Genomic DNA, 25,393 nt, shown 5'->3' on the forward strand with positions numbered 1-25,393 from the left:
GTCACTTGGCGCCCAACGCCGTTCGCAGCGCCTTCAGGTTCGACTCCATGACCTGGAAGTAGTCGCTGCCCCTGGACTTGCCGGTGATGCCCTCGATCGGGTCGAGGACGTCCGTCTTCAGGTTCGCGTCGCCTGCGATGGTCTTGGCGGTCTTGTCGCTGACGAGCGTCTCGTAGAAGACCGTCGAGACGCCGTCGGCCTTCGCCATCTTCTCAAGGTCCTTCACGCGGTTCGCGCTGGGCTCCGACTCCGGGTCCAGACCGTTGATGGCCTCCTCGGTGAGGCCGTAGCGCTCGGCGAGGTAGCCGAAGGCGGCGTGCGTGGTGATGAAGACCTTGGTCCTGGTGTTCGCCAGCCCGGTCTTGTACTGGGTGTCGAGATCGGCGAACTTCTTCCGCAGTGCCGCCATGTTCTTGTCGTAGTCCGCGGCGTGCTTCGGGTCGGCCTTCTTGAGGGCCTTGGCGACCCCTTCGGCGACCTGGCCGTACTTCACCGGGTCGAGCCAGATGTGCGGGTCGGCGGAGCCGGACTCCTCGCCCTTGGAGCTGTCGTGCGAGGCCGCGTGCCCGCCGACCTCGTTGCCGTGCTTCTCCAGGGTCGTCAGCGACGCGGCGTCGATCTTGGTCTTGACCTCGGACTGCGCCACGGCGTCGTCGACGGCCGGCTGCAGGTTCTTGAGGTAGACGACGGCGTCCGCCGACTGGAGCTGCGCGGTCTGCCGGGCGCTGATCTCCAGGTCGTGCGGCTCCTGACCGGGCTGGGTCAGGCTCGTGACGTGCACGTGCGTCCCGCCGATCTGCTCGGCGAGGTACTGCATGGGGTAGAACGACGCCACGATGTCGAGCTTCCCGTCGCTCTTGCCGCCGGCCGCCGTGGAAACCGAGCAGCCGGTGAGGGCGCCGAGGCCGACGGCGGTGGCTGCCAGGGCCGCGGACCCGGCAGTGCTTATTCGAGAAGCGGCGAGGCGCCGTCGTACGTTCATGACAGTCATTTTCAACAAATCTGGAAACGATTGTCAACAAGCCTTCGGTAAGCCCTAGGTAAACGAGGCGGCGAATGAGCCGGTAAGGGGCACGATGAGGCGAGGTGTCCCCGAACCGATTTGATACGAGGGTGGGCGGCGCCGGTAACCTGAATCATTCGCTGCCGTCCGTTCGTAATGAAGAGAGCACCGTGGCCGCCGACAAGATCGACACCATCGTCAGCCTGAGCAAGCGCCGTGGCTTCGTTTTCCCCAGTAGTGAGATCTACGGCGGACAGCGTGCCGCCTGGGACTACGGCCCGCTCGGCGTCGAGCTCAAGGAGAACATCAAGCGCCAGTGGTGGCGCTACATGGTCACCTCCCGCGAGGACGTCGTCGGTATCGACTCGTCGGTGATCCTGGCGACCGAGGTATGGGTCGCGTCGGGGCACGTCGCCACCTTCACCGACCCGCTCACCGAGTGCACCTCCTGCCACAAGCGCTACCGCGCCGACCACCTGGAGGAGGCCTACGAGGCGAAGCACGGCCGCCTCCCGGAGAACGGCCTCGCCGACCTCAACTGCCCCAACTGCGGCAACAAGGGCACGTTCACCGAGCCCAAGCAGTTCTCGGGCCTGCTCACCACCCACCTCGGCCCCACGCAGGACAGCGGCTCCGTCGCCTACCTGCGCCCCGAGACGGCCCAGGGCATCTTCACCAACTTCGCCCAGGTCCAGCAGACCTCGCGCCGCAAGCCGCCCTTCGGCATCGCGCAGATGGGCAAGTCCTTCCGCAACGAGATCACGCCCGGCAACTTCATCTTCCGCACCCGCGAGTTCGAGCAGATGGAGATGGAGTTCTTCGTCAAGCCGGGCGAGGACGAGAAGTGGCAGGAGTACTGGATGCAGGAGCGCTGGAACTGGTACACCGGCCTCGGTCTGCGCGAAGAGAACATGCGCTGGTTCGAGCACCCCAAGGAGAAGCTCTCCCACTACTCCAAGCGCACCGCCGACATCGAGTACCGCTTCAGCTTCGGCGGCAACGAGTGGGGTGAGCTGGAGGGCGTCGCCAACCGCACCGACTACGACCTCGGCGCCCACTCCAAGGCCTCCGGCCAGGACCTCTCCTACTTCGACCAGGAGGCCGGCGAGCGCTGGACTCCGTACGTCATCGAGCCCGCCGCCGGTGTCGGCCGCGCGATGCTGGCGTTCCTGTTGGACGCCTACGTCGAGGACGAGGCCCCCAACGCCAAGGGCAAGATGGAGAAGCGCACGGTGCTGCGCCTCGACCCGCGCCTCGCGCCGGTCAAGGTCGCCGTCCTCCCGCTCTCCCGCAACCCCGAGCTGTCCCCGAAGGCCAAGGGTCTCGCCACCGCCCTGCGCCAGCACTGGAACATCGACTTCGACGACGCGGGCGCCATCGGCCGCCGCTACCGTCGCCAGGACGAGATCGGCACCCCGTTCTGCGTCACGGTCGACTTCGACACCCTCGACGACAACGCCGTCACGGTGCGCGAGCGCGACTCGATGAAGCAGGAGCGCGTCTCCCTCGACCAGATCGAGGGCTACCTGGCCGCGCGCCTGATCGGCTGCTGACCGGGCCTGTCCATGAAAAGCCCCCGGTTCCCGTGATGCGGGAACCGGGGGCTTTTTTGGATCGCCGGACATTCCGCACGACCCCGGCCCCGGGCCGATCCGAAGACGGGCCGGGGCGGCCGGACAGGTCCCAGCTGTGGGACAGGTCCCAGTGGTCGGACAGGTCCTAGCGGCGAGCGCCGGTCGGTGTGCCCATGGCGCGGGCGACGAGCGCGTCGTAGGCGCGGTCGGGCAGGGCGCGGCGCAGGAAGATGAGGGGCCTGGCCCCGAAACCGACGGCGTACCGGGTCCTGGGGCGGCGAGCCGTGACGGCCTTGGCGACGGTGTCGGCGATCACCGAGGGCGGGGAGCTGCGGCGGGCGGTGCTCTCGGAGCCCAGGGACTCGGCCATCGCGTCGGCCTGCCTCGCGTACGCGGTGTCGCCGGAGGTCTTGCGCAGGTTGTCCGCGGCGATGCCGCCCCACTCCGTCCTGATGGCTCCGGGCTCGACGATGACCACGTCGACGCCGAACGGCTTGAGCTCCATGCGCAGGCAGTCGCTGAGCCCTTCGAGGGCGAACTTGGTCCCGTGGTACCAACCGCCCAGCGGGGTGTGGATCTTGCCGCCCATGGACGAGATGTTGACGATCGTGCCGCTCCGCTGCGCCCGCATGTGCGGCAGCACGAGCTGGATCAGCCGGGCGGCACCGAAGATGTTGACCTCGAACTGGGCCCGCGCCTCGTCCAGCGGTACGTCCTCGATGGCCCCGTAGGACCCGTACCCCGCGTTGTTCACCAGGACGTCGATACGGCCCGATTCGGCGATGATCCCGTCGACACCCGCCTGCATCGAGGCGGTGTCGGTGACGTCCATGGGCAGGACGTGGACGCCCGCCTCGGCGAGCCGGGACATCCGTTCCACCCGGCGGGCAGCGCCGTACACGGTGTATCCGAGTTCCTGGAGCTTGAGTGCGGTGACTTCACCGATACCGGAGGAGGCACCGGTGACCAGGGCGACCTTGCTGGACATGGGGCAAACCTTTGAGTCGGCCCCTCGCGGGGCGGGAACGCCAGGTAAAGATGAACCATGGCTCATCTTCATCATGAATCATGGTTCACTTTCCTGCAAGCGAACCGCATAGGCTTGACTCCTCGATGAGACTGGAGGGCACGATGACCCAGGCCCGGCCGCTGCGCGCCGACGCGGTCCGCAACCGCAAGAAGATCCTCGACGCGGCGCACCTGCTGATCACCCGGCACGGCCCCGAGGTCCCCATGGACGCGATCGCCGAGGCTGCCGGGGTGGCGGTGGGCACGCTCTACCGGCACTACCCCACGAAGACCGATCTCGTCGGCGCGGTCCTGTCCCGGCATGTCGAGCGGATGACCCTCGCCGTGGAGGAGGCGGCGGACCGCGTGCGGGCGGGGGAGCACGCCATGACCGAGCTCACCGCGCTCGTCTCCCGCGTCATCGAGGCCGCGGCCCAGGACCACGCGGTGAAGGCCGCCGCGCAGGGAGTCGGCGCCTCGTACGCGCCCGAGAACGACACGCGTGCGGCCGCCGCGCTGACCGAGCTCATCACCGCCGGCCAGGCGGACGGTGACCTCCACTCGGACGTCACCGTCGCCGACTTCTACCTCCTGCTGGCCACCGCTCCCCTCGACCAGCCACGCGAGGTCCGCGATCGCTGGCTCACCCTCATCCTTCCGGGCTTCACCGCGGCGGCGCGCTGAGAACTGCGGCGGTGCGCTGAGACTGCGGCGGTGCGCTGAGACTGCTGCGGTGCTTTGGAAGTGGACTGCTCAGTGGACTGCTCCCCGAGTCGTCCTGGTTCTCAACGGCCCTGCAGCGCCTTGACGTTGTCGCCGAAGGTCCAGTTCTTCGAGCCGTCCCAGTTGATCGACCAGGTCATCAGGCCCTTGAGGCCGGTGCCGTAGTGCCGCCACGCCTGGGAGACCAGGCTCGGTGACATGTAGCCGCCGCCGGCGCCCGACTGGGCGGGCAGACCCGGGACCTGCTTGTCATAGGGCACCTTGATGGTGGTGCCCTGCACGACCAGCCCCTTGTTCAGGCAGTCGGTCTGCGCGGTGAAGCCCTGGACGGTGCCCGCGGAGTAGGAGTCCCCGGAGCATCCGTACATGCTGCCGTTGTAGTACTGCATGTTCAGCCACCACAGGCGCCCGTTGTCCGCGTACTTCTTGACGATCGGCAGATACGCGCCCCAGATCGAGCCGTACGTGATGCTGCCGCCCGTGACGTACGCGGTCTCCGGCGCCATGGTCAGCCCGAAGTTGGCCGGCATCTGCGACAGCACGCCGTCGATGATCCGGATCAGGTTGGCCTGGGACGTGGAGAGCTGACCGATGCTGCCACTGCCGACCAGGCCCGTCTCGATGTCGATGTCGATACCGTCGAAGTTGTACTTCTTCAGGATCGGCACGATCGTCGCGACGAACCTGTCGGCGACGGCGGAGGAACTGAGGTCGATGCCCGCCGCCGCCCCGCCGATCGACAGCAGGATCGTCTGCCCGGACGCCTTGGCCGCGCACATCTCCGCCGGCGTCGCGACCTTCACACCGGTGTCCATCCCGTCCTCCCACAGCGCCGTGCCGTCGGAGCGGATGACCGGGAACGCCGCGTTGATCACGTTGTAGCCGTGCGCGGCGATACGGGAGTCGGTGATCGGCGTCCATCCGAACGGCGGGTGCACTCCGTTGGAAGAGCCGTCCCAGTTCTCCCAGTAGCCCTGGAGAACCTTCCCGGACGGGCGGGACTTCACGGCGCAGGTGTCGGCGGCGGATGCGGTGGGGGCGGTGGCGACCGACAGTGGGGCGAGGACGGCTGCGGTGAGTGCGAGGGCGAACAGACGCAGCTTCCGACGGATCATGCGAGGCCTCCCGGTGGGGGGTGCGGTGAGGTGTCGTAGGCATGACAGTGCCCGCGGTCCAGACCTGTCGTCAATAGGTCTGGACCAAAGTGGGGTGGGGGATGGCGGGTGACGGATGGCAGGTGACGGATGACGGATGACGGATGACGGATGACGGATGACGGGTGACAAGTATGGGATGACAGATAACAGATGACAGATATTGAAATCTGTCATCTGTCATGCCATCGTGAAAGGGCACCAATCCTTCAAGGGACACCAGGGAGTCCTCATGCAAAACCGCCCCCTCGGAACCACCGGCCCCCAGGTCTCCGCCCTCGGTCTCGGCTGCATGGGCATGTCCGCGCTGTACGGCGAGGCGGACCGGGCCGAGTCCATCGCGACCATCCACGCCGCCCTCGAGGCAGGCGTGACGCTCCTCGACACCGGCGACTTCTACGCCATGGGCCACAACGAGATGCTGATCGGCGAGGCCCTGCGCGCGGCTCCGGCGGCCCTGCGCGAGCAGGCGCTGACCAGCGTCAAGTTCGGCGCCCTGCGCGACCCGGACGGCGGCTGGTCCGGATACGACGGCCGCCCCGCCGCGGTGCGGAACTTCGCCGCGTACTCGCTGCAGCGCCTGGGCGTCGATCACATCGACGTGTACCGGATCGCGCGGCTCGACCCGAACGTCCCGATCGAGGAGACGGTCGGCGCGATCGCCGAGCTTGTGGAGAAGGGGCACGTCAGGCACATCGGTCTGAGCGAGGTCGGCGCCGAAACCATCCGCCGGGCCGCCGCCACCGCCCCCATCTCCGACCTCCAGATCGAGTACTCGCTGATCTCGCGCGGCATCGAGGACGAGGTCCTGCCGACCACCCGTGAGCTGGGCATCGGGATCACCGCGTACGGCGTGCTGTCCCGCGGGCTGATCTCCGGCCACTTCACGGCCGACCGGCAGCTGGCCCCGACCGACTTCCGTTCCATGAGCCCCCGCTTCCAGGGCGAGAACCTCCAGCACAACCTCTCCCTCGTCGAGGCGCTGCGGAAGATCGCGGAGCAGAAGGGCGTCAGCGTGGCGCAGATCGCGATCGCGTGGGTGCTGTCGAGGGGCGAGGACATCGTGCCGCTCGTCGGTGCGCGGACCCGGGAGCGGCTGACGGAGGCGCTCGGCGCGCTGGACGTCACGCTCGACGACGCCGACCTCGCCGCGATCGAGCAGGCCGTGCCGGCGGACGCCGCCGCGGGTGACCGCTACCCGGCGGCGCAGATGTCGCATCTCGGCACCGACCGCTGACAGTGCAGCCAGGTACGGTTTTCGACATGGCACCGACCACCGAAGCACTGACCGCCGAGCGCATCCTCGAGGCGACCGAGGAGGCGCTGCGCCGCCACGGCCCCGCGAAGGCCACCGTGGTGGACGTGGCCCGCGCACTCGGCGTCAGCCACGGCAGCGTCTACCGTCACTTCCGTACGAAGGCGGCGCTGCGGGAGGCGGTCACGAAGCGCTGGCTGGACCGTACGTCGCAGATACTCGCGGAGATCGCCAGGCCGTCGTCCACGCCACCCCCGGAGGCGCTCGAACACTGGCTGGCGACGCTGTTCACCGCCAAGCGGCACAAGGCGGGCGACGATCCCGAGCTGTTCGCCACGTACTCGGTGCTGCTCGACGAGGCGAGCACGGTGGTCGAGGAGCACGTCGCCGAGCTGGTCGACCAGCTCTCGGACATCATTCATCGCGGCGTGATGGAGGGCGACTTCATGACCGTGGACGGCGACTCCGTCGCGACGGCACGCGCCGTCTTCCACGCCACGAACCGCTTCCACGACCCCGCCTACGCCCACGAGTGGGAACAGCCGGGCATCGAGGCCGAGTTCTCGACGGTCGTCACCCTCGTCCTGCGCGGACTGCGCCGCCGAATCGACTGAATCCACGGCCCCGACGGACCGGTGTTCCCGACGGACCGGTGGACCCGTGGCCCCGGCGGAGGACTATCCCTCCGTCGGGTCCACCGTCGCCTGGTGCGCCTCGGCGAGGTGCTCCTCCGCCTTCAGCCACGGCAGGAACTGCGCGCCCTTGCGCCAGCCGCAGGTGTCGCATCTGATCGTGCGCTGTACACCGGCGCGCTGGACATGGACGACGTGCTCGCGGCCGTGCTGGTCCCAGCGGCTTACCTTGCTCGTGTTGATCTGCAGCATGACACCTCCAGGTGTTACCGCTCCGCTTGCCCGGCAAGGCGTTGGCGGCAAGCCTTTCGCAGCAAGGAGTGTGCAGCATCGGGAAGATCAACGGGGGTTCTTCGGCCGCGAGTTCACCGCGTGGTCGTACGCGATCACGATCCGTTTCCGCCTGCCCACCCTCCGCACTGCCGCACCGCCCCCGATCTAGACTCCGCTCATGACGACCGGAACTCCCGCCATCGCCAAGGACCTCGCGCCCCACGGCACCCTGCGGGCCTCGATCAACCTGGGCAATCCCGTGCTGGCCCAGGGCACACCGACGGCCCCGGCCGGCATCACCGTCGACCTCGCGCGGGAGATCGCCGCCCGCCTCGACGTCCCCGTGGAACTCCTGTGCTTCGACGCGGCCCGCAAGTCGTACGAGGCGATGGCGGAGGGCCGTGCCGACCTCTGCTTCCTGGCCGTCGAGCCCGCGCGGGAGGCCGAGGTCGCGTTCACGGCGCCGTACGTCGTGATCGAGGGCGTGTACGCCGTCCCCCGCGACTCGGACCTGACGACCGTCGCCGAGGTCGACCGTCCCGGCGTACGGATCGGTGTGAAGCGCGGGTCCGCCTACGACCTCTTCCTCTCCCGCACGCTTCGGCACGCGAGCGTGGTGCGCGGGGAGGACGGGGTCGAGGCGTTTCGGGCCGAGGGGCTGGAGGTCGCGGCCGGGATCAGGCAGCCGATGACCGAGTTCGTCGCGGCACACCCCGAACTCCGCCTGATCGAGGACCGGTTCATGCAGATCCGCCAAGCGGTCGGCACGACGAGGACCCGCCACCCCGAGACCGTCCGCTTCCTCCACGACCTCGTCGAGGAACTGAAGGCGAACGGCTTCGTCGCGAACGCCCTACGCCGCGCCCACCAGCCGGAGACCCTGGCCGCCCCACTCGCCCGCCCTGGGAGCCGACCTAGGATCGGCGCGTGATCGCCGAACTGCAGTGCGTGGTCCTTGACTGTCCCGATCCGCTCCGACTCGCCGAGTTCTACGAGGACTTGCTCGGCGGCACCGTCAACCGGCCGGACCGGCGCTGGGCACTCGACGAGGCCTGGTCGACGCTGCACACGCCGTCCGGTCTCGTGCTCGCCTTCCAGCGCGTGCCGGCCACGGAGTACCGGCCTCCACAGTGGCCCGATCCCGCCCGCCCCCAGCAGTTCCACCTGGACTTCGGCGTCCCCGACCTGGACCGAGCGCGGGAACAGGTCCTGGCTCTGGGCGCGACGCCGCTCGACGTCTCCGACGGGCGGGGCTGGCACATCTACGCCGATCCGGCAGGACATCCCTTCTGCCTGGTCCGTCACTTCCGTCGCTGAGGAGTCGTATTCATGACGCGTGGGACAGCCGAGCTCGGGGAGCTGTTGCGGCGGGCGGGGCTGGAAGTCGTCGGGGAGCGACGGGTCCAGGAGGTGCCGTCGCCCCGGTTCGCGTGGCGTGCGGCTGTCCCGGGTGACGCGCAGCGGGTGCTGCGCGTGGCCGGTGACCGGGCGGACCCGATCGGCGAGTTCAACGCGCAGTGGCACCGTCTGGCGGTCGCGGGCGGGGTCCTCGACGAGGACGGTGTCTTCCTCATCGACGTCGCAGGCCACTGCACGGGCAGCGCGCCCTGGGACTGGACGCCGGTCCGGCTCACCGACCGGTGGGACCTCGCCGGAGTGCTGGGCGAACGGCCCGGCGAGCCGAAGTTCGTCGCGCTCTCCATAGATGGCGACAGCCTGCTGGGTACGACATTTGAGGACGACGGGATCCGGCTCGCCGTCGTGGATCGGATGCAGGAGCGGCGGGAGGCGGCCGCGCGGGCGACGGCCCGGGAGACTTCTGAGGAGCGGGCCGCTGTCTGGGAGTCGGCGTTCGAGGGGCTGGACCCTTCGGAGCGGCTCCTCACGTCATGGGCGGACGGGCTGGCGCTCAACCCGGCCACCCCCGATGACCTGCGCGCCGGTCTACTGGGACGGTCCACCTACCTCAAGTACAGCGCGATGCCGACGGCGGCCGTGGAGGCCGCCATCGTCCACCCGGACTGGCAGATACGGGCACAGTTGGCCGAGGCCCAGCAGAACATCACGGCCGACCAGTGGACCCGCCTGATCCTCGCCGAGCAGAACGACCGGCACCGGTGGATCCTCACCATGCTCGCGGCGGACCGGCGTGCCGAGCTCACCGGACCCGGGTACGAGCGGCTCGCCGTGGATCCCTCCGCCCGGATCCGTGCGGAGACCGCCCGCCTGTCCGGGCTGTCCGCGCACCTGTTGACCGTGCTGGCCACCGACCCCGCGTGGGAGGTGCGGGCCGCGGCCTGCCGGCGGGCCTGGCCCCACCTCCCGAACGAGACCCGGCACAAGCTGCTCGGCGACCCCAGCGGCAAGGTCCGCGCGGAGGCCCTGCTCCGGCACCACCAGGACCATCCGATGCCCCGGTCCGTCTTCCTCGCCGCCGACTTCGCCTCCGACACCGCCTACGGGGGGTTCCAGGACCGTGCCGTGAGGACCTGCCGTCTGGAGCGCGACCTCGTCGAACACCTGGCCCACCACGGCGATCCCGCCCTGCGCCGTTCCCTCGCGGGCGGCCCGGGCCTCGACCCGGACCTGGTGGCCCTCCTCGGCCGGGACCAGGACGAGTCCGTCCGCTTCGCGGTCTCCACGCGACCCGACCTCACCGAGGAACAACGAGCCGGCATCGACATCGACTTCGATCCGCGCCTGCACCACTACCCGCTCGACTGGGTCCTGGACCTGCACGACGACCCCGCCGCCCTGCGCCGCCTGGCCGCCTCCGCCCACCCCCTCGTACGCCGCAGCGTCGCCCGCGCCAAGCGTCTTCCGCCGGACGTCGTGGAACTCCTCGCCCGGGACGAGGACCGTGTCGTGCAGCTCTTCCTCGCCGAGTCCTGCGACGACGCGCCCGCCGACATGCTGCTGCGGGTGTGGCAGTGGTGGACCGGGAGCCTCAGCGCCCCCGACCGTCCGCACGGCCACCCGAACTTCCCCCGCCACGACCTCCTCCGTCACGCCGACGACCCGAACCCGCGGATGCGCCAACTGGCCCTGGACGACCCGGAGTCGACGCCCGAACTGGTGGAGCGGTTCAGCCGGGACCCGGACGAGGAGGTCAGATACCGGGCGGCGAAGGACCCGCGGCTGACGGCGGCGTCGGCGGTACGGCTGCTGGACGACCCGCACGGCCACATACGCCAGGCGGCCTTCTGGCACGCGCGGTTTCCCGCTCGGGTCGTCGTCCGGCTGCTGCGCGACCCCGACACCGCGGAGCCCGCGGCCCGGCACCCGGCTCTGCCCGTCCCCGTCATGAAGCGGATGCTTCAACTGCCCCCACAGCTCAGCTGATCGTGCGCGGCAGTCGCAGGCTCAGGGCCGTCGTCAGGGCCACGCCCGCCAGTTGGACCAGGAGGGTGGTGACGAGGGCGTCCCGCATGCCGTCGCTCGAGGCGAGGGACAGGAAGAGGGTGCCCAGGGTGGCGACGCCGACGGCGAGGGCCGACTGCTGGGTGGTGGCCATGACGCCGCTGCCGACGCCGGCCCGGGCGGGCGGGACCTCGGAGAGGATGATCCGGATGAGGACGGGGAGCTGGAGTGCCTGGCCCGCGCCCGCGACCGCCGCGCCCGGCAGCAGTTGCCACACGCCCAGGTCAGGCCAGGACCGCCAGGCGGCCAGCGCGATGAGGCCCACGCCCACCGCCTGGATCAGCCCGCCCGCGGTGACGATCCGGGTGCCGTAGCGGGCGATCAGCCGGGGGCCGCAGAGGGAGACGACGAAGAAGACCGCGGCCATCGGTGCCAGGGCCAGGCCCGCCGGGACGGGACCGAGGCCCGCACCCCGCTGCAGCGCCACCGCGATCACGAACATGAAGCCGCTGAAGCCGATCGAGAACGGCACGATCATGATCAGGCCCCGGCGGAGCGAGGTCAGCGCGAACAGGCTCGGCGGCACCAGGGGCGTACGGCCCTGGCGGTCCTCCCGGCGCTCGACGAAGTAGAACGCCGCGGCCGCGAGGGGGAACAGCGCCAGCGACAGCCAGGTCCACAGGGGCCAGCCCGCCGCCCTGCCCTCGGTGAGCGGGGCGAGGAGCGCGAGAAGGGACACGGCGAGCAGCACCGTGCCGGGGGTGTCGATCGGCTCCGGGTTCTGCGAGCGTGTCTCGGGGACGGCACGCGTGGCCAGGATCAGGCCGAGGATCACGACGGGCACGTTCACGAGGAACACCGCGCGCCAGCCGGTGCCCGCGATGTCCGCCGCGACGAGGAGGCCGCCGAGTATCTGCCCGGCCACCATGGACAGACCGGCCGTGGCCCCGTACAGGCCCATGGCCTTGGCGCGGTGCGGGCCGGCCGTCGCCGCCTGGATGGTGGCGAGCACCTGCGGCAGCATCGCCGCGGACGCCGCGCCCTGCGCGACGCGCGCCGCCACCAGCGTCCAGGCGCTGGGCGCGAGCCCGCACGCCAGGGAGGTCAGGCCGAAGGCCGCCATGCCGCCGAGGAAGAACTGGCGTCGCCCGAAGAGATCGCCGAGGCGGCCGCCCAGGACGAGCAGGACGGCGTACGCGACTCCGTACCCGGCGACGACGAGTTCGAGGACGGCTTCGCTCGCGTTCAGGTCCCGGCCGATGGTCGGGAGGGCTACGTTGACGATGAAGAAGTCGATGAGGGGCAGTGCCGCCCCGAGCAGCACGGTGAAGAGGCCGAGGCCGCTGAGCACGGGTGCCGCGGAGGGCGAGCGGACTGGAGTCCTGAGGGTTCCGGTTTCGGTCACGTCCTCCAGACTTCTCCTGACCTCAGACTGGTACCAGAGTGTCCTTATCCTGGTAGAAGCACTACCTGGCAACAGGTTTCGGCGAACGGCAGGCTGGAGGCATGACGACGATGACGCAGGAGAGCACCGCTCCCCGGCCGGTGGAGGCCATCGACCCTGCTCAGCGGGCGGTGTCCGTGGCTTCTCCCCGGCCGGTGGACCCCGAGCCGCACGGCTCCGCCGCCCCCCGCGGCAGCGAGATCCGGCGGCACGAGCTCGCCACCTTCCTGCGCAATCGCCGTGAGCGCATCACACCGGAGCAGGTCGGACTGCCCCGCGGCCGCCGCCGGCGCACGCCGGGCCTGCGCCGCGAGGAGGTCGCGCAGCTCTCCGCCGTCGGCGTCACCTGGTACACCTGGCTCGAACAGGCCCGCGACATCCAGGTCTCCGAACAGGTCCTCGACGCGCTGGCCCGCACCCTGCTGCTCGACTCCAGCGAGCGCGCCCACCTCTTCCGGCTGGCCGGAGCCGTCGACCCCACGCCCGCCGCGCCGTGCCCGACCCTCACCCCGGCCCTGCTCGAGGTGCTGTCCCAGCTGGAGCCGGTCCCGGCCTGCATCCAGAACAGCCGCTACGACATCCTGGCCTACAACCGCACGTACGCCCGGCTGATGATGCGTGACCTCGATGCCGTACCGCCCGAGGACCGCAACTGCATGATCCTCGCCTACACCCACCCGGAGTGGCGCGAGTCGATCGTGCTCCTCGACGAGACCATGCGCGTGATGGCCGCCAAGCTGCGCGGCTCGATGGCCGGCCACCTCGGCGAGCCCGCCTGGAAGCTGCTGGTCAAACGACTGCGGACGGAGTCGGCGGAGTTCCGTGAGATCTGGGAGCGGTACGAGGTGTACGGCGGCTCGCGCAGCAAGACCAAGCAGTTCCTGAACCCGTACGTCGGGCTGCTCACCGTCGACCACACCGACCTGTGGCTCGCCCCCGACATGGGCGCCCGCATGGTGACGTACGCCCCCGTGGACGAGCAGAGCCGCGAACGCCTGAGGAAGCTGCACGAGATCGCGCTGACGGCGGAGACGGAAGCCGCCTAGGCCGACAGGGCCTGGGGCCCGCCTAGGCCCGGACGCTCACCGAGTCCGGGACCTCCGCCGACTCCAGCTGCCGTGCCGTCCGCTCGGCCGTCCCGCGTGCCCAGCGTCCGCTGGTCAGCGCGCCCAGGACGAGCACGGCGAGACCGCAGCCGGCGAGGATCCACCAGCCGGGGCGGGCGGCCGTCACGAACGTCTCACGGTACGCCGAGGCCTGGATGCCGGAGGCCAGGACCGCGCCGACCACGGCGACACCGAGGGTGCCGCCGATCTGGCGGCTGGTGGAGGCGACGGCAGCAGCGACCCCGGCCTGGGTGCGGGGCATGCCGGAGACGGCGGTGTTGGTGATGGGGGCGTTCACGAAGCCGAAGCCGAGGCCGAAGAGGACGTACCCGATGACGAGCGTGACGTTCGACGTCTCGCCTTCGAACGCGGCGAAGAGGATCCCGCTCGCGGTCATCGAGACCCCCGCGATCAGCAGGGGAAGTCGCGGCCCCCGGTTGCCGACCAGCCGCCCCGACAGCGGCGCGCACACGAAGCACATGACCGCCATGGGCAGCATCCACAGGCCCGCGTGCAGCGCGTCCAGACCGCGCACGTTCTGCAGGTAGAGCGTCGAGAGGAACAGGAACCCGCTGAGCGCGGCGAACGCGCTGATGGCGACGACCGTGGCCCCGCTGAACGGCGCCGATCGGAAGAAGCGCAGGTCGATGAGGGGTTCGGCGCGCCGGGGCTCGTACCACAGCAGGCCGAGCAGCGCGGCGACGGCGATCGCGCCGAAGGCGAGGGTCTGGGGGGCGCCGGAGCTGGGCGCCTCGATGATCGCGTACGTCAGGGAGCCGAGCAGCGCGATGACGAGGAGCTGTCCGACCGGGTCGGGGCGGCGGGCCTTGGGGGCGCGGGACTCGGGGACGTAACGCCAGGTGAGCAGGAGCGCGGCGAGGCCGACCGGGAGGTTGATCCAGAAGATCGACCGCCAGCCGACCGAGTCCACGAGCAGGCCGCCGACGATCGGCCCCGCGGCCATCGATATGCCGACCACGCCACCCCAGACGCCGATCGCCCGGGCGCGCTCGCGCGGGTCCGTGAAGGTGTTGGTGATGATCGACATCGCGACCGGGTTCAGCATCGAGCCGCCGACCGCCTGCACCATGCGGAAGGCGACGAGCGAGTCCAGGTTCGGAGCGACGGAGCACAGGACCGAACCGAGGGTGAAGATCACCAGGCCCGCCTTGAAGACCCGGCGGCGGCCGATGCGGTCGGCGGTCGAGCCCGCGAGCATCAACAGCGACGCCAGGACCAGCGTGTACGCGTCGATGGTCCACTGGAGGCCCGCCACACTCGCGTGCAGTTCCTTCTGCATCGAGGGGAGGGCGACGTTCAGGACCGTGTTGTCGAGGCTCACGATCAGCAGGCTCATGCAGCAGATCGCGAGGACGAGAAGGCGGTGGCGAGGGCTGAGCTCGGGCATTCCACCAGCGTACGCCCGTGTCGATAGTGCGTCTAACTAATGACCCTCTCCTGACCCTCCTTTGTTGCGCACCGCACTCATTCATGACAGTCACCACAGTCATCGCACCCGTCCGCGTACGCGACAATGGGGGAATGTCCACGACCGCCCTCGCCCCCGCCCCCCCGCTGTCGATCGGCCCCCACACCGTCCAGCCGCCCGTCGTCCTCGCCCCCATGGCCGGGATCACGAACGCGCCGTTCCGCACGCTGTGCCGCGAGTTCAGCGGTGGCAAGGGCCTGTTCGTCAGCGAGATGATCACCACGCGGGCGCTGGTCGAGCGCAACGAGAAGACCATGCAGCTGATCCACTTCGACGCGACCGAGAAGCCGCGCTCGATCCAGCTGTACGGCGTGGACCCGGCGACCGTCGGCAAGGCCGTCCGCATGATCGCGGAGGAGGGCCTCGCCGACCACATCGACCTGAACTTCGGCTGCCCGGTCCCGAAGGTCACCCGCAAGGGCGGCGGCTCCGCCCTCCCGTACAAGCGCAACCTCCTGCGGGCGATCCTGCGCGAGGCCGTCAGCGGGGCGGGCGACCTCCCGGTGACGATGAAGATGCGCAAGGGCATCGACGACGACCACATCACGTTCCTCGACGCCGGACGGATCGCCGTCGAGGAGGGCGTCACCGCCATCGCCCTGCACGGCCGCACCGCCGCCCAGCACTACGGCGGCACGGCCGACTGGGACGCCATCGCGCGCCTCAAGGAGCACGTGCCGGAGATCCCCGTCCTCGGCAACGGCGACATCTGGTCGGCGGAGGACGCGCTGCGGATGGTGCGCGAGACCGGCTGCGACGGGGTCGTGGTCGGGCGCGGCTGCCTCGGCAGGCCGTGGCTGTTCGGCGACCTGGTGGCCGCCTTCGAGGGGCGCCAGGACGCCTACGCCCGCCCGACCCTGCGCGAGGTCGCGGCCGTCATGGTCCGCCACGCCACCCTGCTCGGCGAGTGGATCGGCGACGAGGCGCGCGGCGTCATCGACTTCCGCAAGCACGTGGCCTGGTACCTGAAGGGCTTCGCGGTCGGCTCCGAAATGCGCAAGCGGCTCGCGATCACGTCATCCCTCGCCGAACTCTCCGACGGCCTCGCCGGGTTGGACCTCGACCAGCCCTGGCCGGCGGGCGCGGACGGCCCGCGCGGCCGCACGTCCGGCAACAACCGGGTGGTCCTGCCGGACGGCTGGCTCAAGGACCCGTACGACTGCGCGGGCATCAGCGAGGACGCCGAACTGGACACGTCCGGAGGCTGACTCTCCTGTCGGGGGGCCGGGGGTTCCCTCAAGCGCCCCCGACCGCCGTGAGCAACGCCAACGGTGCCGCCGCCGAGCGGGACTCCCGTACGCACGCGTGCGGATAGGGCACCGGCTCCCCGTGTGTCTCGCGGCCGTACCCCGCGAGGACCTCCGGCAGGCGGTGGCCGGCGGCCGTGGCGGCGTCGACGAGCGCGTGGGCGACCGTCCGGGCCTCGTCGTGCAGGCCGTAGCGAGCCAGCCCCAGCGTGATCAGCGCGTTGTCGTGCGGCCAGACCGAACCGCGGTGGTACGACAACGGGTGGTACGCCGGCTGGCCGGCGGCCAGGGTGCGCACACCCCAGCCGGAGAAGAAGTCCGGCTCCAGCAGGCGGTGGCCGACCAGTTCGCCGTACTCCTTGTCGAGCAGCCCCGACCACAGCAGGTGCCCGGCGTCCGAGGCGAGGGCGTCGACCTGACGGCCGTCACCGTCCAACGCCAGCGCGGGGAAGGCGTGTTCACTCATCCAGAAGTCCCGCTGGAAACGGTCACGGAGGTCGCCCGCCGCCTGTTCGAGCAGAGCGGCGTAGACCTCGTCGCCCCAGACCGTACGGGACAGGTGGGCGGTGCGGCGCAGCGCGTCGTACGCGTATCCCTGCGCGCCCGCGGCCATCACCGGCCCACTGGGGCGGCTCCCGTCGGCGGAGCAGATCGCGCCGGGGGAGTCCTTCCAGTTCTGGTTGGCGAGGCCGCCGCCGTCCGCGCGGTAGACGAGATAGCCGACGGAGGTCAGACCGCCGTGGTCCAGCATCCAACCGATCGCCGCCCGGGCGTTGGCCTCCAGCCGCCGGGCCAGGGCCGGGTCACCCGTCTGCTCGGTGTACGCGCCGAGCAGCACCAGGAACAGCGGCGTGGCGTCCACCGATCCGTAGTACCGCCCGTACGGCACCTGCCCGAAGTGCGCCAGCTCACCGTGGCGCACCTCGTGCACGATCTTGCCGGGCTGGGCCACCGCACCCGCTCCCACCTCGACCGCCTGGGTCGCGGCGAGCGCGGGCAGCGTGGCGGCGGCGAGCTCGGGGCGGTAGGGGAGCGCGAACAGGGAGGTCAGCAGGGCGTCGCGGCCCAGGAGCGTGAGGAACCAGGGCACTCCGGCCGCCGGCACCCGCAGCTCCTCGCCGTCCGGGCCCGTCGCCGGGACCTGGAGCACCGCGAGGTCGGACAGCCCGCGCGCGCAGGCCGCGGCCAGCTCCGGCCAGCCGGTCGGGAAGGGCACGCCGTCCGCGAACTCGCCTTCCAGCGCCAGGAGTCGTTCATTCGCCGCGGAGGGTGAGGCGGGCACCTCCGGGTCCTTCAGCGCCCCGTGCGGGCGGGCCGCCACGCGCAGCGCAAGCTCCGCCGAGGCGTGTGGTTCGAGGTCCAGGGTCCATACGAGGCGACGGGCGCCGGTGCCGGTCTCCTCGACCCCGTCCGGCGGCGGCTCGGAGGTGACCGTCGTACAGGACCGCCACTCCCCGCGCTGGTAGCTGAACTCCACCCCGTCATCGAGGACCTGACGCCCTCGTACGGCGCCGATCTTGGCGTACGTACGGTAGTCGGAGCGCAGCTCGAACTGGTCCGTGAAGTCGGCGTCCACGGTGAGCGCGATGCGCACGGTCGTGGGCGACGGGCGGTTGCTGGTGACGCGCAGCGCCTCCACGAACGCGCCGTCGGTGACGGCCTGTTCACGGAAGAGCGTGTACGCGGGCGGTTCGTTGCGCCCGCCGCGCGGGACGAGTACACAGCGCGCCGTGTCGCCGTCCGCGACCGGCGTCAGCGCCTCGGGCACCGCGCCGTCGACGGTCAGCTGCCAGCGGCTGAGGTGCCGGGCGTCCCGTACGAATAACCCGTCCGGGGAGCTGCCGCTGCGCACCCCGCTGATGTCCCCGCCGTCGCCCACGGCGGCGAACGTCCCACCGTGCACGAGCAGATGATGCCGGTCCGTCATCCCCGGTCCCCTCCCTTGGCGCCCGTCTCGAATGAACTGTGTGGCGTGTGTGGCGTGTGTGATGCGTGCGATGTGTGTGGCGGTGTGCCCTGTGCCTTGTCGAACGCGCGGTGCCCCGGATGGGACACGACTTGCGTCGACCGATCCGCCTGGTCGGCTCGCGCGGGCTCGTGCAGCAGGTCCAGCGTCAACGCGGCCGTCCAGCTGAAGCCGAGCGCGCCGCAGGCCTCGCCGGTGTACGGATCCACGTACTCCGCGAACCCCGACGTGTCCGCCGTCTCCAGCAACGCCGCCCGCAACTCCTCCGCGCGCCCGTGCTCCCCGTGCAACCGCAGCCCGCGCTCCAGCAGCCAGTTCGTGTTGAACCACGCCGGGCCGCGCCAGTAGCGGTGCGGGTCGAAGGCGTGCCCGGTCAGGTCGTAACTCGGCGCCAGCCGGGCGACCCCGCCGAGCCCGAAGTGCGGGCCGCCCGCCGTGCGGACCAGGGTGGCGGCGATGTCGCGGGGGAGTGCGGGGAGGATGAGCGGGAGCAGCCCGGCCACGCTGCGCTCGGGGATGAGCGCCCCGGCGCGAGAGCGCTGCTCCGAAGCGTGAGCACTGCTCTGGCGGGAGCGCTGCTCCGTAGAGTGAGCACTGCTCTCGGCAGAGCGCCGCTCCGAGGCGAGAGCACCGCTCTCAGGAGAGCGTCGCTCCGAACCGAGAGCACCGCTCTCGCCCCCGTCGCGCGCATCCCCGCCGTACGACTCCCCACCGCGCCCATCCCCGCCATACACATCCCGGCAGAAGAACATCCCCTCCGCCGGGTCCCACAGGCGTTCCACCAGTGCCGCTGTCAACCGTTCCGCGCGGGCGTGCCGCGCCGTCCCCGCCGCGCCCAGTTCCTGCGCGATCGCCGCGAGCGCGTGCTCGGAGGCGATCAGCAGCGCGTTGAACGCCGGGTCCTCGACGGCGAACTCGCCGGCGCCGTCGGCGTACCCGCCGTCCCGGTAGTCCGTCGCGAGTCGCACGTACCGGCCGTAGTCGAGGTCCGTCGGCCGGTCCTCCGCGGACCCGTGGTCGAGGTCGGCGCGGCGGAAGGAGCGCGGCGCGGCCGGGGTGACACGGCTGAGCGGGGCGTCCCAGCACGGGCTGTTGTCCATCCCCTGCTCCCACGGGTGGACCACGGAGGCGAGCCCGCCGCCGCCCAGGTCCCGCCGGTGCAGCAGATAGCGGTGCCAGGCGGCCAGCCGGGGATACATCCGGGAGAGAAAGGAACGCGACCGGGACAGACCCGGGTCGGCCTGGTGCACCAGCCAGGCGGCGAGCGCGTGCACCGGTGGCTGCACGATGCCCGACGTCTGTACGGTGCGCGGGGCGCCCGCAGCGCGCCCCGCGGTCGAGGAGCGCCAGAAGTCGGGGCTCGGGAAGTAGGCGTCGAGCGGGACGGAGGGGTTGAACACGATGTGCGGGATCCGGCCGTCACCCCATTGGGCGCCGAGCAGCGTCTCCAGTTCCGTCTGTGCCCTCAAGGGGGACAGGTGGCGCAGGCCGATCGCGATGAAAGCGGAGTCCCAGGACCACTGGTGCGGATACAGGCCGTGCGAGGGAACCGTGGACGTTCCCGTCCAGTTGCCTTCGAGTACCCGGGCGGCCCTGAGGTGCAGCGACCCGGCGGGCCGGTCGGGATCGTATACGTGCGCGCCGGAGTGGGTGATCTCGTGCGAACCGGGCGGAGCGGGGGAACCCGAGGTACGCGCGGGGGTGGTGGTCCCCGTGCGGCGGATGGTGAGTTGGGTTGTGCTGTCCACTCAGGTCTCCCCGAAGACGTCCGGCCGATCGGTTCGGCACTAGCTACCGTAGGGTTACGTCTATTTAACACGCAAAACTCAATATGTAATGCAGAGTTGGTGAACGCAAGGGGTTGGGCATGACAGGCATGGCGGGGACGGCGGGAAGGGCGGCGAAGGCCATGAGGGCCGGGCATCAGGCAAGCGCCGGGGAACTGCTCGAACTGGTGCGCAGCGGGCGTGCCACGACGCGCGGCGCGCTGCAGCAGGCCACCGGCCTGTCGCGGGCCACGGTCGGCCAGCGCCTCGACCGGCTCTTCCGTGCGGGCTGGCTGCGCGAGGGCGCGGGCGGCCCGGTGGACTCCCCCCAGGGCGGCCGGCCCTCGATCACCCTCGAGTTCGACGACGAACACGCCGTCGTCCTGGCCGCCGACCTCGACACCCGGCACGGCCGGGCCGCCGTCGTCTCGCTGAGCGGCGAGATCCAGGCCGAGCACCACGGAAGCCTGCGCATCGAGGACGGCCCGGACGCCGTACTGGGCGAACTCGGCCGCTGGTTCGCCGAGCTGCTGGAGAAGGCCGGGCAGCGCGCGGACGCGGTGTGCGGGATCGGGATCGCGGTGCCGGGCCCGGTCGACACCGACACCGGCAAGGTGGTGCAGCCGCCGATCATGCCCGGCTGGGACGGCTACGACATACGCGGGCGTCTGGGACGTGCCTTCGCCGAGCACGCCGGCATCAAGAGCGCCGGTGGTGCCATGGGCGCCGGGGTCACCCGGAGCGGCGCCCGGATCCCGGTACTCGTCGACAACGACGCCAACCTCATGGCGTACGGGGAGCAGCGCACCGGTTATCCGGACTGTTCGGCGTTCGCCCTGGTCAAGGTCTCCACCGGTATCGGCGCGGGCATGGTCGTCGGCGGCTCCATCTACCGGGGCGTCGACGGGGGCGCCGGGGACATCGGGCACATCCGGGTGGGCGCGGACGCGCTGTGCCGGTGCGGTTCGTACGGCTGTCTGGCCGCCGTCGCGAGCGGTGGCGCGGTGGCGCGCAGACTCGCCGAGTCCGGCGTCCCGGCCACCTCCGGATCGGATGTGCGCGACCTGCTGACGGCCGGGCACCCGGAGGCGATGGCGCTCGCGCGGGAGGCGGGGCGCCAGGTCGGGGACGTACTCGCGACCGTGGTGACCCTGCTGAATCCCGGCGTGCTGATGATCGCCGGGGATCTGGCCGGAACCCCGTTCCTCACGGGTGTGCGCGAGTTGCTGTACCAGCGGGCGCTGCCGCGTTCGACCGCTCATCTGGACGTGGTGACCTCGCGGCTCGGAGAGCGGGCGGGGCTGGTGGGGGCCGGTGCGCTGGTCGTGGAATACCTGTACGCGCCGGAGCGGGCGGAGGAACGGCTGGCGGCGCTGGGTGTGTGACGCCTGTGCGACGCACATGGGTGGCGGGACGTTCGGCGGGGCGTGTGACGTCCGTGTGTCGCGTCCGCGTCGCGTCCACATCGTGGTCCGCATGATGAAATTCAGGCCGTCTTTACTGCGTGATTCTCGCCACCCTTGATAGGGGTAGCGCTCAGATGAGCGGATCTTGGGCGACTGCACTTCCCTAAGGGGTGGCACTCAGTGCCACCCCTTGATCGTTCATCGATTAAACTCAGACGTGTCAGTGACCGCTCATCTGAGCGTATACTTCTCCCAGAGGGCGTCGATTCGTTCAAGAAGTGAAAACATCAGACGGTGACCGCTTGCCAAGGCTTGACTTTCAATCGAGTGGCGGACGGGTGGTTACAGGCGCATGACGTGCAAGTGGACGTACCCAGGCGCCTTCGATCTGGGTATGTTCCTCGCCGTCAGGGCAGCCACCGCGACGTCGAGGAGTCGAGACTCGTGTCGGAAAACAAAGATCCCCATGTAGCCGAGAGCGGCGACAGCGGCGTTGAGGGGACGAAGTTCGTTTACGACTTCACCGAAGGCAACAGGGACCTCAAGGACCTCCTCGGTGGCAAGGGTGCGAACCTCGCCGAGATGACCAACCTGGGCCTTCCCGTCCCTCCGGGCTTCACCATTACCACCGAGGCGTGCAAGACCTACCTCGGCAGCGGCGAGGAGCCGGCGGCACTGCGTGACGAGGTGAGCGCGCACCTCGAGGCCCTCGAAGCGACGATGGGCAAGAACCTCGGCCAGGCCGACGATCCCCTCCTCGTATCCGTCCGTTCCGGGGCGAAGTTCTCCATGCCGGGCATGATGGACACCGTGCTGAACATCGGCCTCTCCGACAAGTCGGTCCAGGGCCTCGCCAAGCAGGCCGGTGACGACCGCTTCGCGTGGGACTCGTACCGCCGCCTCATCCAGATGTTCGGCAAGACGGTCCTCGGCGTCGACGGAGAGCTCTTCGAGGACGCGCTGGACGCGGCGAAGACGGCCAAGAAGGTCACGGTCGACACGGAGCTGGAGGCCGCGGACCTCAAGAAGCTGGTCACCAAGTTCAAGAGGATCGTCAAGGCCGAGGCCGGCCGGGACTTCCCGCAGGACCCGCGCGAGCAGATGGACCTCGCGATCCACGCGGTCTTCGACTCCTGGAACACCGACCGCGCCAAGCTCTACCGCCGCCAGGAGCGCATTCCGCACGACCTCGGCACCGCGGTCAACGTCTGTTCGATGGTCTTCGGCAACCTCGGCCCCGACTCGGGCACGGGTGTGGCGTTCACGCGCGACCCCGCATCCGGCCACCAGGGCGTGTACGGCGACTACCTCCAGAACGCCCAGGGCGAGGACGTGGTCGCGGGCATCCGCAACACGGTCCCGCTCGCCGAGCTGGAGTCGATCGACAAGAAGTCGTACGACCAGCTGATGCAGATCATGGAGACCCTGGAGAACCACTACAAGGATCTCTGCGACATCGAGTTCACCATCGAGCGCGGCCAGCTGTGGATGCTCCAGACCCGCGTCGGCAAGCGCACGGCGGGTGCGGCCTTCCGTATCGCCACGCAGCTGGTGGACCAGGGCCTGATCGACGAGGCGGAGGCCCTCCAGCGGGTGACGGGCGCCCAGCTCGCGCAGCTGATGTTCCCGCGCTTCGACGACCAGGCGAAGGTCGACCAGATCGGCCGGGGCATCGCGGCGTCGCCGGGCGCGGCGGTCGGCAAGGCGGTCTTCGACTCGTACACCGCGATCAAGTGGTCGCGTTCGGGCGAGAAGGTCATCCTGATCCGCCGGGAGACCAACCCCGACGACCTGGACGGCATGATCGCGGCCGAGGGCATCCTGACCTCGCGTGGTGGCAAGACCTCGCACGCCGCCGTCGTGGCGCGCGGCATGGGCAAGACGTGCGTGTGCGGCGCCGAGGAGCTCGAGGTCGACACCAAGCGGCGCCGGATGACGGCCCCGGGCGGAGTGGTCATCGAGGAGGGTGACGTCGTCTCGATCGACGGCTCGACGGGCAAGGTCTACCTGGGCGAGGTCCCGGTCGTGCCCTCCCCGGTCGTCGAGTACTTCGAGGGCCGGATGCACGCGGGCGCCGACGACGCGGACGAGCTGGTCGCGGCCGTCCACCGGATCATGGCGTACGCGGACCGGGTCCGCCGCCTGCGCGTCCGCGCCAACGCGGACAACGCGGAGGACGCCCTCCGTGCCCGCCGCTTCGGCGCGCAGGGCATCGGCCTGTGCCGCACCGAGCACATGTTCCTCGGTGACCGGCGTGAACTGGTCGAGCGCCTGATCCTGGCCGACACGGAGGAGGAGCGCGAGGACTCCCTCAAGGAGCTCCTGCCCCTCCAGAAGCGGGACTTCGTCGAACTCTTCGAGGCGATGGACGGCCTCCCGGTGACGATCCGTCTCCTGGACCCGCCGCTGCACGAGTTCCTGCCGGACGTGACCGAACTGTCCGTACGGGTGGCACTGGCCGAGTCGCGCGGCGACGCCAACGAGAACGACCTGCGCCTGCTCCAGGCCGTGCACCGCCTGCACGAGCAGAACCCGATGCTGGGTCTGCGCGGCGTACGTCTCGGCCTGGTCATCCCCGGCCTGTTCACCATGCAGGTACGGGCGATCGCGGAGGCGGCGGCCGAGCGCAAGAACGCCAAGGGCGACCCGCGGGCCGAGATCATGATCCCCCTCGTCGGTACGGTCCAGGAGTTGGAGATCGTCCGCGAGGAGGCCGACCAGGTCATCGCGGAGGTGCAGGCGGCCGCCGGCACGAACCTCAGGCTCGCCATCGGCACGATGATCGAACTCCCACGGGCCGCCCTGACCGCCGGTCAGATCGCCGAGGCCGCCGAGTTCTTCTCCTTCGGTACGAACGACCTCACGCAGACCGTCTGGGGCTTCTCCCGGGACGACGTGGAGGCGAGCTTCTTCACCGCGTACCTGGAGAAGGGGATCTTCGGCGTCTCCCCCTTCGAGACCATCGACAAGGACGGTGTGGGTTCCCTGGTGAAGTCGGCCGTACAGGCCGGCCGCGCCACCCGCCCCGACCTGAAGCTCGGCGTCTGCGGCGAACACGGCGGTGACCCCGAGTCCGTCCACTTCTTCCACGAGGTGGGACTGGACTACGTGTCCTGCTCCCCCTTCCGGATCCCGGTGGCACGCCTGGAGGCGGGCCGCGCGGCGTCGACGGCGAAGGGCAGCGACCACCGCTAGCCTGCCGGAACTCCGGAGCCGCCGACGGTCGACCCCGACCCTCACCGACGGCCGACGGCTCCGGCGTACGAAAGAAGCGGGGCGGCACCTTGTGCGGAGGTGCCGCCCCGTCGTGCATCATCTGCGGAGACTGTCAAGCTACGCCGCTGACCAGGCAAGTTGGCGTTTGCTGGCGTTGGTTGCCGTTGAACCCGCGCGAAGCTGTTGTGCCCTCGTTGTGCCCTCCGGGTGCGGCTGGGTCCCGTCACGCGTCGTCACCACAGAGACCGTCGCCCTGATTCGGCACCCTTCCAGGGCGGTCCTCGCGTTTTGCCAGTTGCGGTGGCGGCTGCCGTGGGCGTGACCCTGACGGAACGAGCCCGGGCAACTCGCTTTGCAGGTTTGTTCATGCTGGTCAGGGCGTGATCGAGATGCGTTCACCGGTGTTCATCGCTGTACGGATGCCGTGCCCGCCGAGGTGGAGTGAATGGCCCCGGACGGCCGCGTACGGCGGTGAATGAGACGGAGACTGAGACGGCGGACTCTGCCTTGCTTCGCCGGTCAGTACATCTACTTCTGGCCCCTGTACACGGGCACCGCGATCCCCATAGACCAGTGGCGCTCCCGGATGTGGCTGGACACCTGGGTCTAGCTGCACGGACGTAGCAAGGGGGCGCGGCAATCTGCCGCGCCCCCTTGGTCGTTGTTGGCCGTTGGCGATTGTCGTTGGCCGCCCTCGCACGGCCCGAGGACGGCCCAGCTCTGGGCCACGTGAGATTTACAGCCCCCTCAAGATCGGGCTCTCAAATCCCG

Annotated in this window: 19 protein-coding genes; 11 read left to right on the plus strand and 8 right to left on the minus strand. The window is 70.3% G+C overall.

The features are described from left to right. Position 1: 1 nt before the first annotated feature. The gene (locus KVT44_RS00710; RefSeq protein WP_217565691.1) at positions 2 to 982 is read right to left on the minus strand and encodes a metal ABC transporter substrate-binding protein; all 981 of its coding nucleotides are present in this window, start codon (positions 980 to 982) and stop codon (positions 2 to 4) included. A 191-nt stretch (positions 983 to 1,173) separates the two neighbouring features. On the opposite strand from KVT44_RS00710, the gene KVT44_RS00715 reads away from it, so the two are divergent. Beyond that, a complete protein-coding gene (locus KVT44_RS00715; protein WP_060901977.1) occupies positions 1,174 to 2,556 on the plus strand; it encodes a glycine--tRNA ligase in 1,383 nt (460 codons plus the stop codon). A gap of 166 nt (positions 2,557 to 2,722) precedes the next feature. On the opposite strand, the gene KVT44_RS00720 is transcribed toward KVT44_RS00715, so the two are convergent. Further along, positions 2,723 to 3,565 carry an oxidoreductase gene (locus tag KVT44_RS00720; RefSeq protein WP_099922752.1) on the minus strand — a complete coding sequence of 281 codons (843 nt, stop codon included), beginning with the start codon at positions 3,563 to 3,565 and terminating at the stop codon, positions 2,723 to 2,725. A 125-nt stretch (positions 3,566 to 3,690) separates the two neighbouring features. Between KVT44_RS00720 and KVT44_RS00725 the strand changes: the two genes are divergently transcribed. Continuing rightward, the gene (locus KVT44_RS00725; protein WP_225900293.1) at positions 3,691 to 4,269 is read left to right on the plus strand and encodes a TetR/AcrR family transcriptional regulator; all 579 of its coding nucleotides are present in this window, start codon (positions 3,691 to 3,693) and stop codon (positions 4,267 to 4,269) included. 101 nt (positions 4,270 to 4,370) lie between these two features. On the opposite strand, the gene KVT44_RS00730 is transcribed toward KVT44_RS00725, so the two are convergent. Further along, complete coding sequence (locus KVT44_RS00730; RefSeq protein ID WP_060896534.1) at positions 4,371 to 5,423, minus strand: chitinase; 1,053 nt, start codon at positions 5,421 to 5,423, stop codon at positions 4,371 to 4,373. Positions 5,424 to 5,694: 271 nt separating this feature from the next. Between KVT44_RS00730 and KVT44_RS00735 the strand changes: the two genes are divergently transcribed. Next, positions 5,695 to 6,699 (plus strand): aldo/keto reductase, encoded by a 1,005-nt coding sequence (locus KVT44_RS00735; RefSeq protein ID WP_217565692.1) that lies wholly within the window; start codon positions 5,695 to 5,697, stop codon positions 6,697 to 6,699. Between the two features lie 26 nt (positions 6,700 to 6,725). Then, on the plus strand, positions 6,726 to 7,331 hold the full coding sequence (locus KVT44_RS00740; protein WP_217565693.1) for a TetR/AcrR family transcriptional regulator: 606 nt from the start codon (positions 6,726 to 6,728) through the stop codon (positions 7,329 to 7,331). Positions 7,332 to 7,394: 63 nt separating this feature from the next. Here the strand turns inward: KVT44_RS00740 and KVT44_RS00745 are convergent, their stop codons facing one another. Next, on the minus strand, positions 7,395 to 7,601 hold the full coding sequence (locus KVT44_RS00745) for a hypothetical protein (protein WP_054235491.1): 207 nt from the start codon (positions 7,599 to 7,601) through the stop codon (positions 7,395 to 7,397). Positions 7,602 to 7,800: 199 nt separating this feature from the next. On the opposite strand from KVT44_RS00745, the gene KVT44_RS00750 reads away from it, so the two are divergent. Genes KVT44_RS00750 through KVT44_RS00760 form a run of 3 tightly spaced genes read left to right on the plus strand, consistent with a single transcriptional unit; the run spans position 7,801 to position 10,964 of the window. Next, a complete protein-coding gene (locus tag KVT44_RS00750; protein WP_190168784.1) occupies positions 7,801 to 8,553 on the plus strand; it encodes a transporter substrate-binding domain-containing protein in 753 nt (250 codons plus the stop codon). Then, positions 8,550 to 8,939 (plus strand): VOC family protein, encoded by a 390-nt coding sequence (locus KVT44_RS00755; RefSeq protein ID WP_099922757.1) that lies wholly within the window; start codon positions 8,550 to 8,552, stop codon positions 8,937 to 8,939. The genes KVT44_RS00750 and KVT44_RS00755 overlap by 4 nt, the downstream gene beginning before the upstream one ends. 12 nt (positions 8,940 to 8,951) lie before the next feature. Then, entirely contained in the window at positions 8,952 to 10,964 is a 2,013-nt protein-coding gene (locus KVT44_RS00760) for a PE-PGRS family protein (RefSeq protein WP_217565694.1), read from the plus strand. On the opposite strand, the gene KVT44_RS00765 is transcribed toward KVT44_RS00760, so the two are convergent. Next, entirely contained in the window at positions 10,957 to 12,387 is a 1,431-nt protein-coding gene (locus KVT44_RS00765) for an MFS transporter (protein WP_217565695.1), read from the minus strand. The two genes, KVT44_RS00760 and KVT44_RS00765, sit on opposite strands and share 8 nt — an antisense overlap. A 101-nt stretch (positions 12,388 to 12,488) precedes the next feature. Here KVT44_RS00765 and KVT44_RS00770 point away from each other — a divergent pair, with 101 nt between their 5' ends. Beyond that, complete coding sequence (locus tag KVT44_RS00770; RefSeq protein ID WP_099922759.1) at positions 12,489 to 13,472, plus strand: helix-turn-helix transcriptional regulator; 984 nt, start codon at positions 12,489 to 12,491, stop codon at positions 13,470 to 13,472. A gap of 22 nt (positions 13,473 to 13,494) precedes the next feature. Here the strand turns inward: KVT44_RS00770 and KVT44_RS00775 are convergent, their stop codons facing one another. Then, on the minus strand, positions 13,495 to 14,940 hold the full coding sequence (locus KVT44_RS00775; RefSeq protein ID WP_190168780.1) for an MFS transporter: 1,446 nt from the start codon (positions 14,938 to 14,940) through the stop codon (positions 13,495 to 13,497). A 134-nt stretch (positions 14,941 to 15,074) separates the two neighbouring features. On the opposite strand from KVT44_RS00775, the gene dusB reads away from it, so the two are divergent. Further along, complete coding sequence (dusB, locus tag KVT44_RS00780; protein ID WP_217565696.1) at positions 15,075 to 16,229, plus strand: tRNA dihydrouridine synthase DusB; 1,155 nt, start codon at positions 15,075 to 15,077, stop codon at positions 16,227 to 16,229. Positions 16,230 to 16,257: 28 nt separating this feature from the next. On the opposite strand, the gene KVT44_RS00785 is transcribed toward dusB, so the two are convergent. Both KVT44_RS00785 and KVT44_RS57725 read right to left on the minus strand, forming a co-directional pair. Next, positions 16,258 to 18,195, minus strand: coding sequence for a glycogen debranching N-terminal domain-containing protein (locus KVT44_RS00785; RefSeq protein WP_099922762.1), 1,938 nt, complete (start codon positions 18,193 to 18,195; stop codon positions 16,258 to 16,260). Then, positions 18,192 to 19,982 (minus strand): hypothetical protein, encoded by a 1,791-nt coding sequence (locus tag KVT44_RS57725; protein WP_308313880.1) that lies wholly within the window; start codon positions 19,980 to 19,982, stop codon positions 18,192 to 18,194. The genes KVT44_RS00785 and KVT44_RS57725 overlap by 4 nt, the downstream gene beginning before the upstream one ends. 128 nt (positions 19,983 to 20,110) lie before the next feature. On the opposite strand from KVT44_RS57725, the gene KVT44_RS00800 reads away from it, so the two are divergent. Together KVT44_RS00800 and ppdK are read left to right on the plus strand one after the other, a co-directional pair. After that, positions 20,111 to 21,385, plus strand: a complete 1,275-nt coding sequence (locus KVT44_RS00800; protein ID WP_217565939.1) for an ROK family transcriptional regulator — start codon at positions 20,111 to 20,113, stop codon at positions 21,383 to 21,385. A gap of 465 nt (positions 21,386 to 21,850) precedes the next feature. After that, on the plus strand, positions 21,851 to 24,601 hold the full coding sequence (gene ppdK, locus KVT44_RS00805; protein WP_217565697.1) for a pyruvate, phosphate dikinase: 2,751 nt from the start codon (positions 21,851 to 21,853) through the stop codon (positions 24,599 to 24,601). Positions 24,602 to 25,393 lie beyond the last annotated feature (792 nt).

The sequence above is a fragment of the Streptomyces sp. GbtcB7 genome (genome assembly GCF_019091445.1).
GTDB classification, from domain to species: Bacteria; Actinomycetota; Actinomycetes; order Streptomycetales; family Streptomycetaceae; genus Streptomyces; species Streptomyces mirabilis.

What these genes read in the sequence shown, in the direction of transcription:
- dusB (WP_217565696.1), top strand. Translation starts at nt 15,075, where the DNA reads ATGTCCACGACCGCCCTCGCCCCCGCCCCCCCGCTGTCGATCGGCCCC.
- KVT44_RS00710 (WP_217565691.1), bottom strand. Translation starts at nt 982, where the DNA reads ATGAACGTACGACGGCGCCTCGCCGCTTCTCGAATAAGCACTGCCGGG.
- KVT44_RS00800 (WP_217565939.1), top strand. Translation starts at nt 20,111, where the DNA reads ATGGCGGGGACGGCGGGAAGGGCGGCGAAGGCCATGAGGGCCGGGCAT.
- KVT44_RS00775 (WP_190168780.1), bottom strand. Translation starts at nt 14,940, where the DNA reads ATGCCCGAGCTCAGCCCTCGCCACCGCCTTCTCGTCCTCGCGATCTGC.
- KVT44_RS00740 (WP_217565693.1), top strand. Translation starts at nt 6,726, where the DNA reads ATGGCACCGACCACCGAAGCACTGACCGCCGAGCGCATCCTCGAGGCG.
- KVT44_RS00720 (WP_099922752.1), bottom strand. Translation starts at nt 3,565, where the DNA reads ATGTCCAGCAAGGTCGCCCTGGTCACCGGTGCCTCCTCCGGTATCGGT.
- KVT44_RS00725 (WP_225900293.1), top strand. Translation starts at nt 3,691, where the DNA reads ATGAGACTGGAGGGCACGATGACCCAGGCCCGGCCGCTGCGCGCCGAC.
- KVT44_RS00760 (WP_217565694.1), top strand. Translation starts at nt 8,952, where the DNA reads ATGACGCGTGGGACAGCCGAGCTCGGGGAGCTGTTGCGGCGGGCGGGG.
- KVT44_RS00770 (WP_099922759.1), top strand. Translation starts at nt 12,489, where the DNA reads ATGACGACGATGACGCAGGAGAGCACCGCTCCCCGGCCGGTGGAGGCC.
- KVT44_RS00730 (WP_060896534.1), bottom strand. Translation starts at nt 5,423, where the DNA reads ATGATCCGTCGGAAGCTGCGTCTGTTCGCCCTCGCACTCACCGCAGCC.
- KVT44_RS00785 (WP_099922762.1), bottom strand. Translation starts at nt 18,195, where the DNA reads ATGACGGACCGGCATCATCTGCTCGTGCACGGTGGGACGTTCGCCGCC.
- KVT44_RS00735 (WP_217565692.1), top strand. Translation starts at nt 5,695, where the DNA reads ATGCAAAACCGCCCCCTCGGAACCACCGGCCCCCAGGTCTCCGCCCTC.
- KVT44_RS00750 (WP_190168784.1), top strand. Translation starts at nt 7,801, where the DNA reads ATGACGACCGGAACTCCCGCCATCGCCAAGGACCTCGCGCCCCACGGC.
- KVT44_RS00745 (WP_054235491.1), bottom strand. Translation starts at nt 7,601, where the DNA reads ATGCTGCAGATCAACACGAGCAAGGTAAGCCGCTGGGACCAGCACGGC.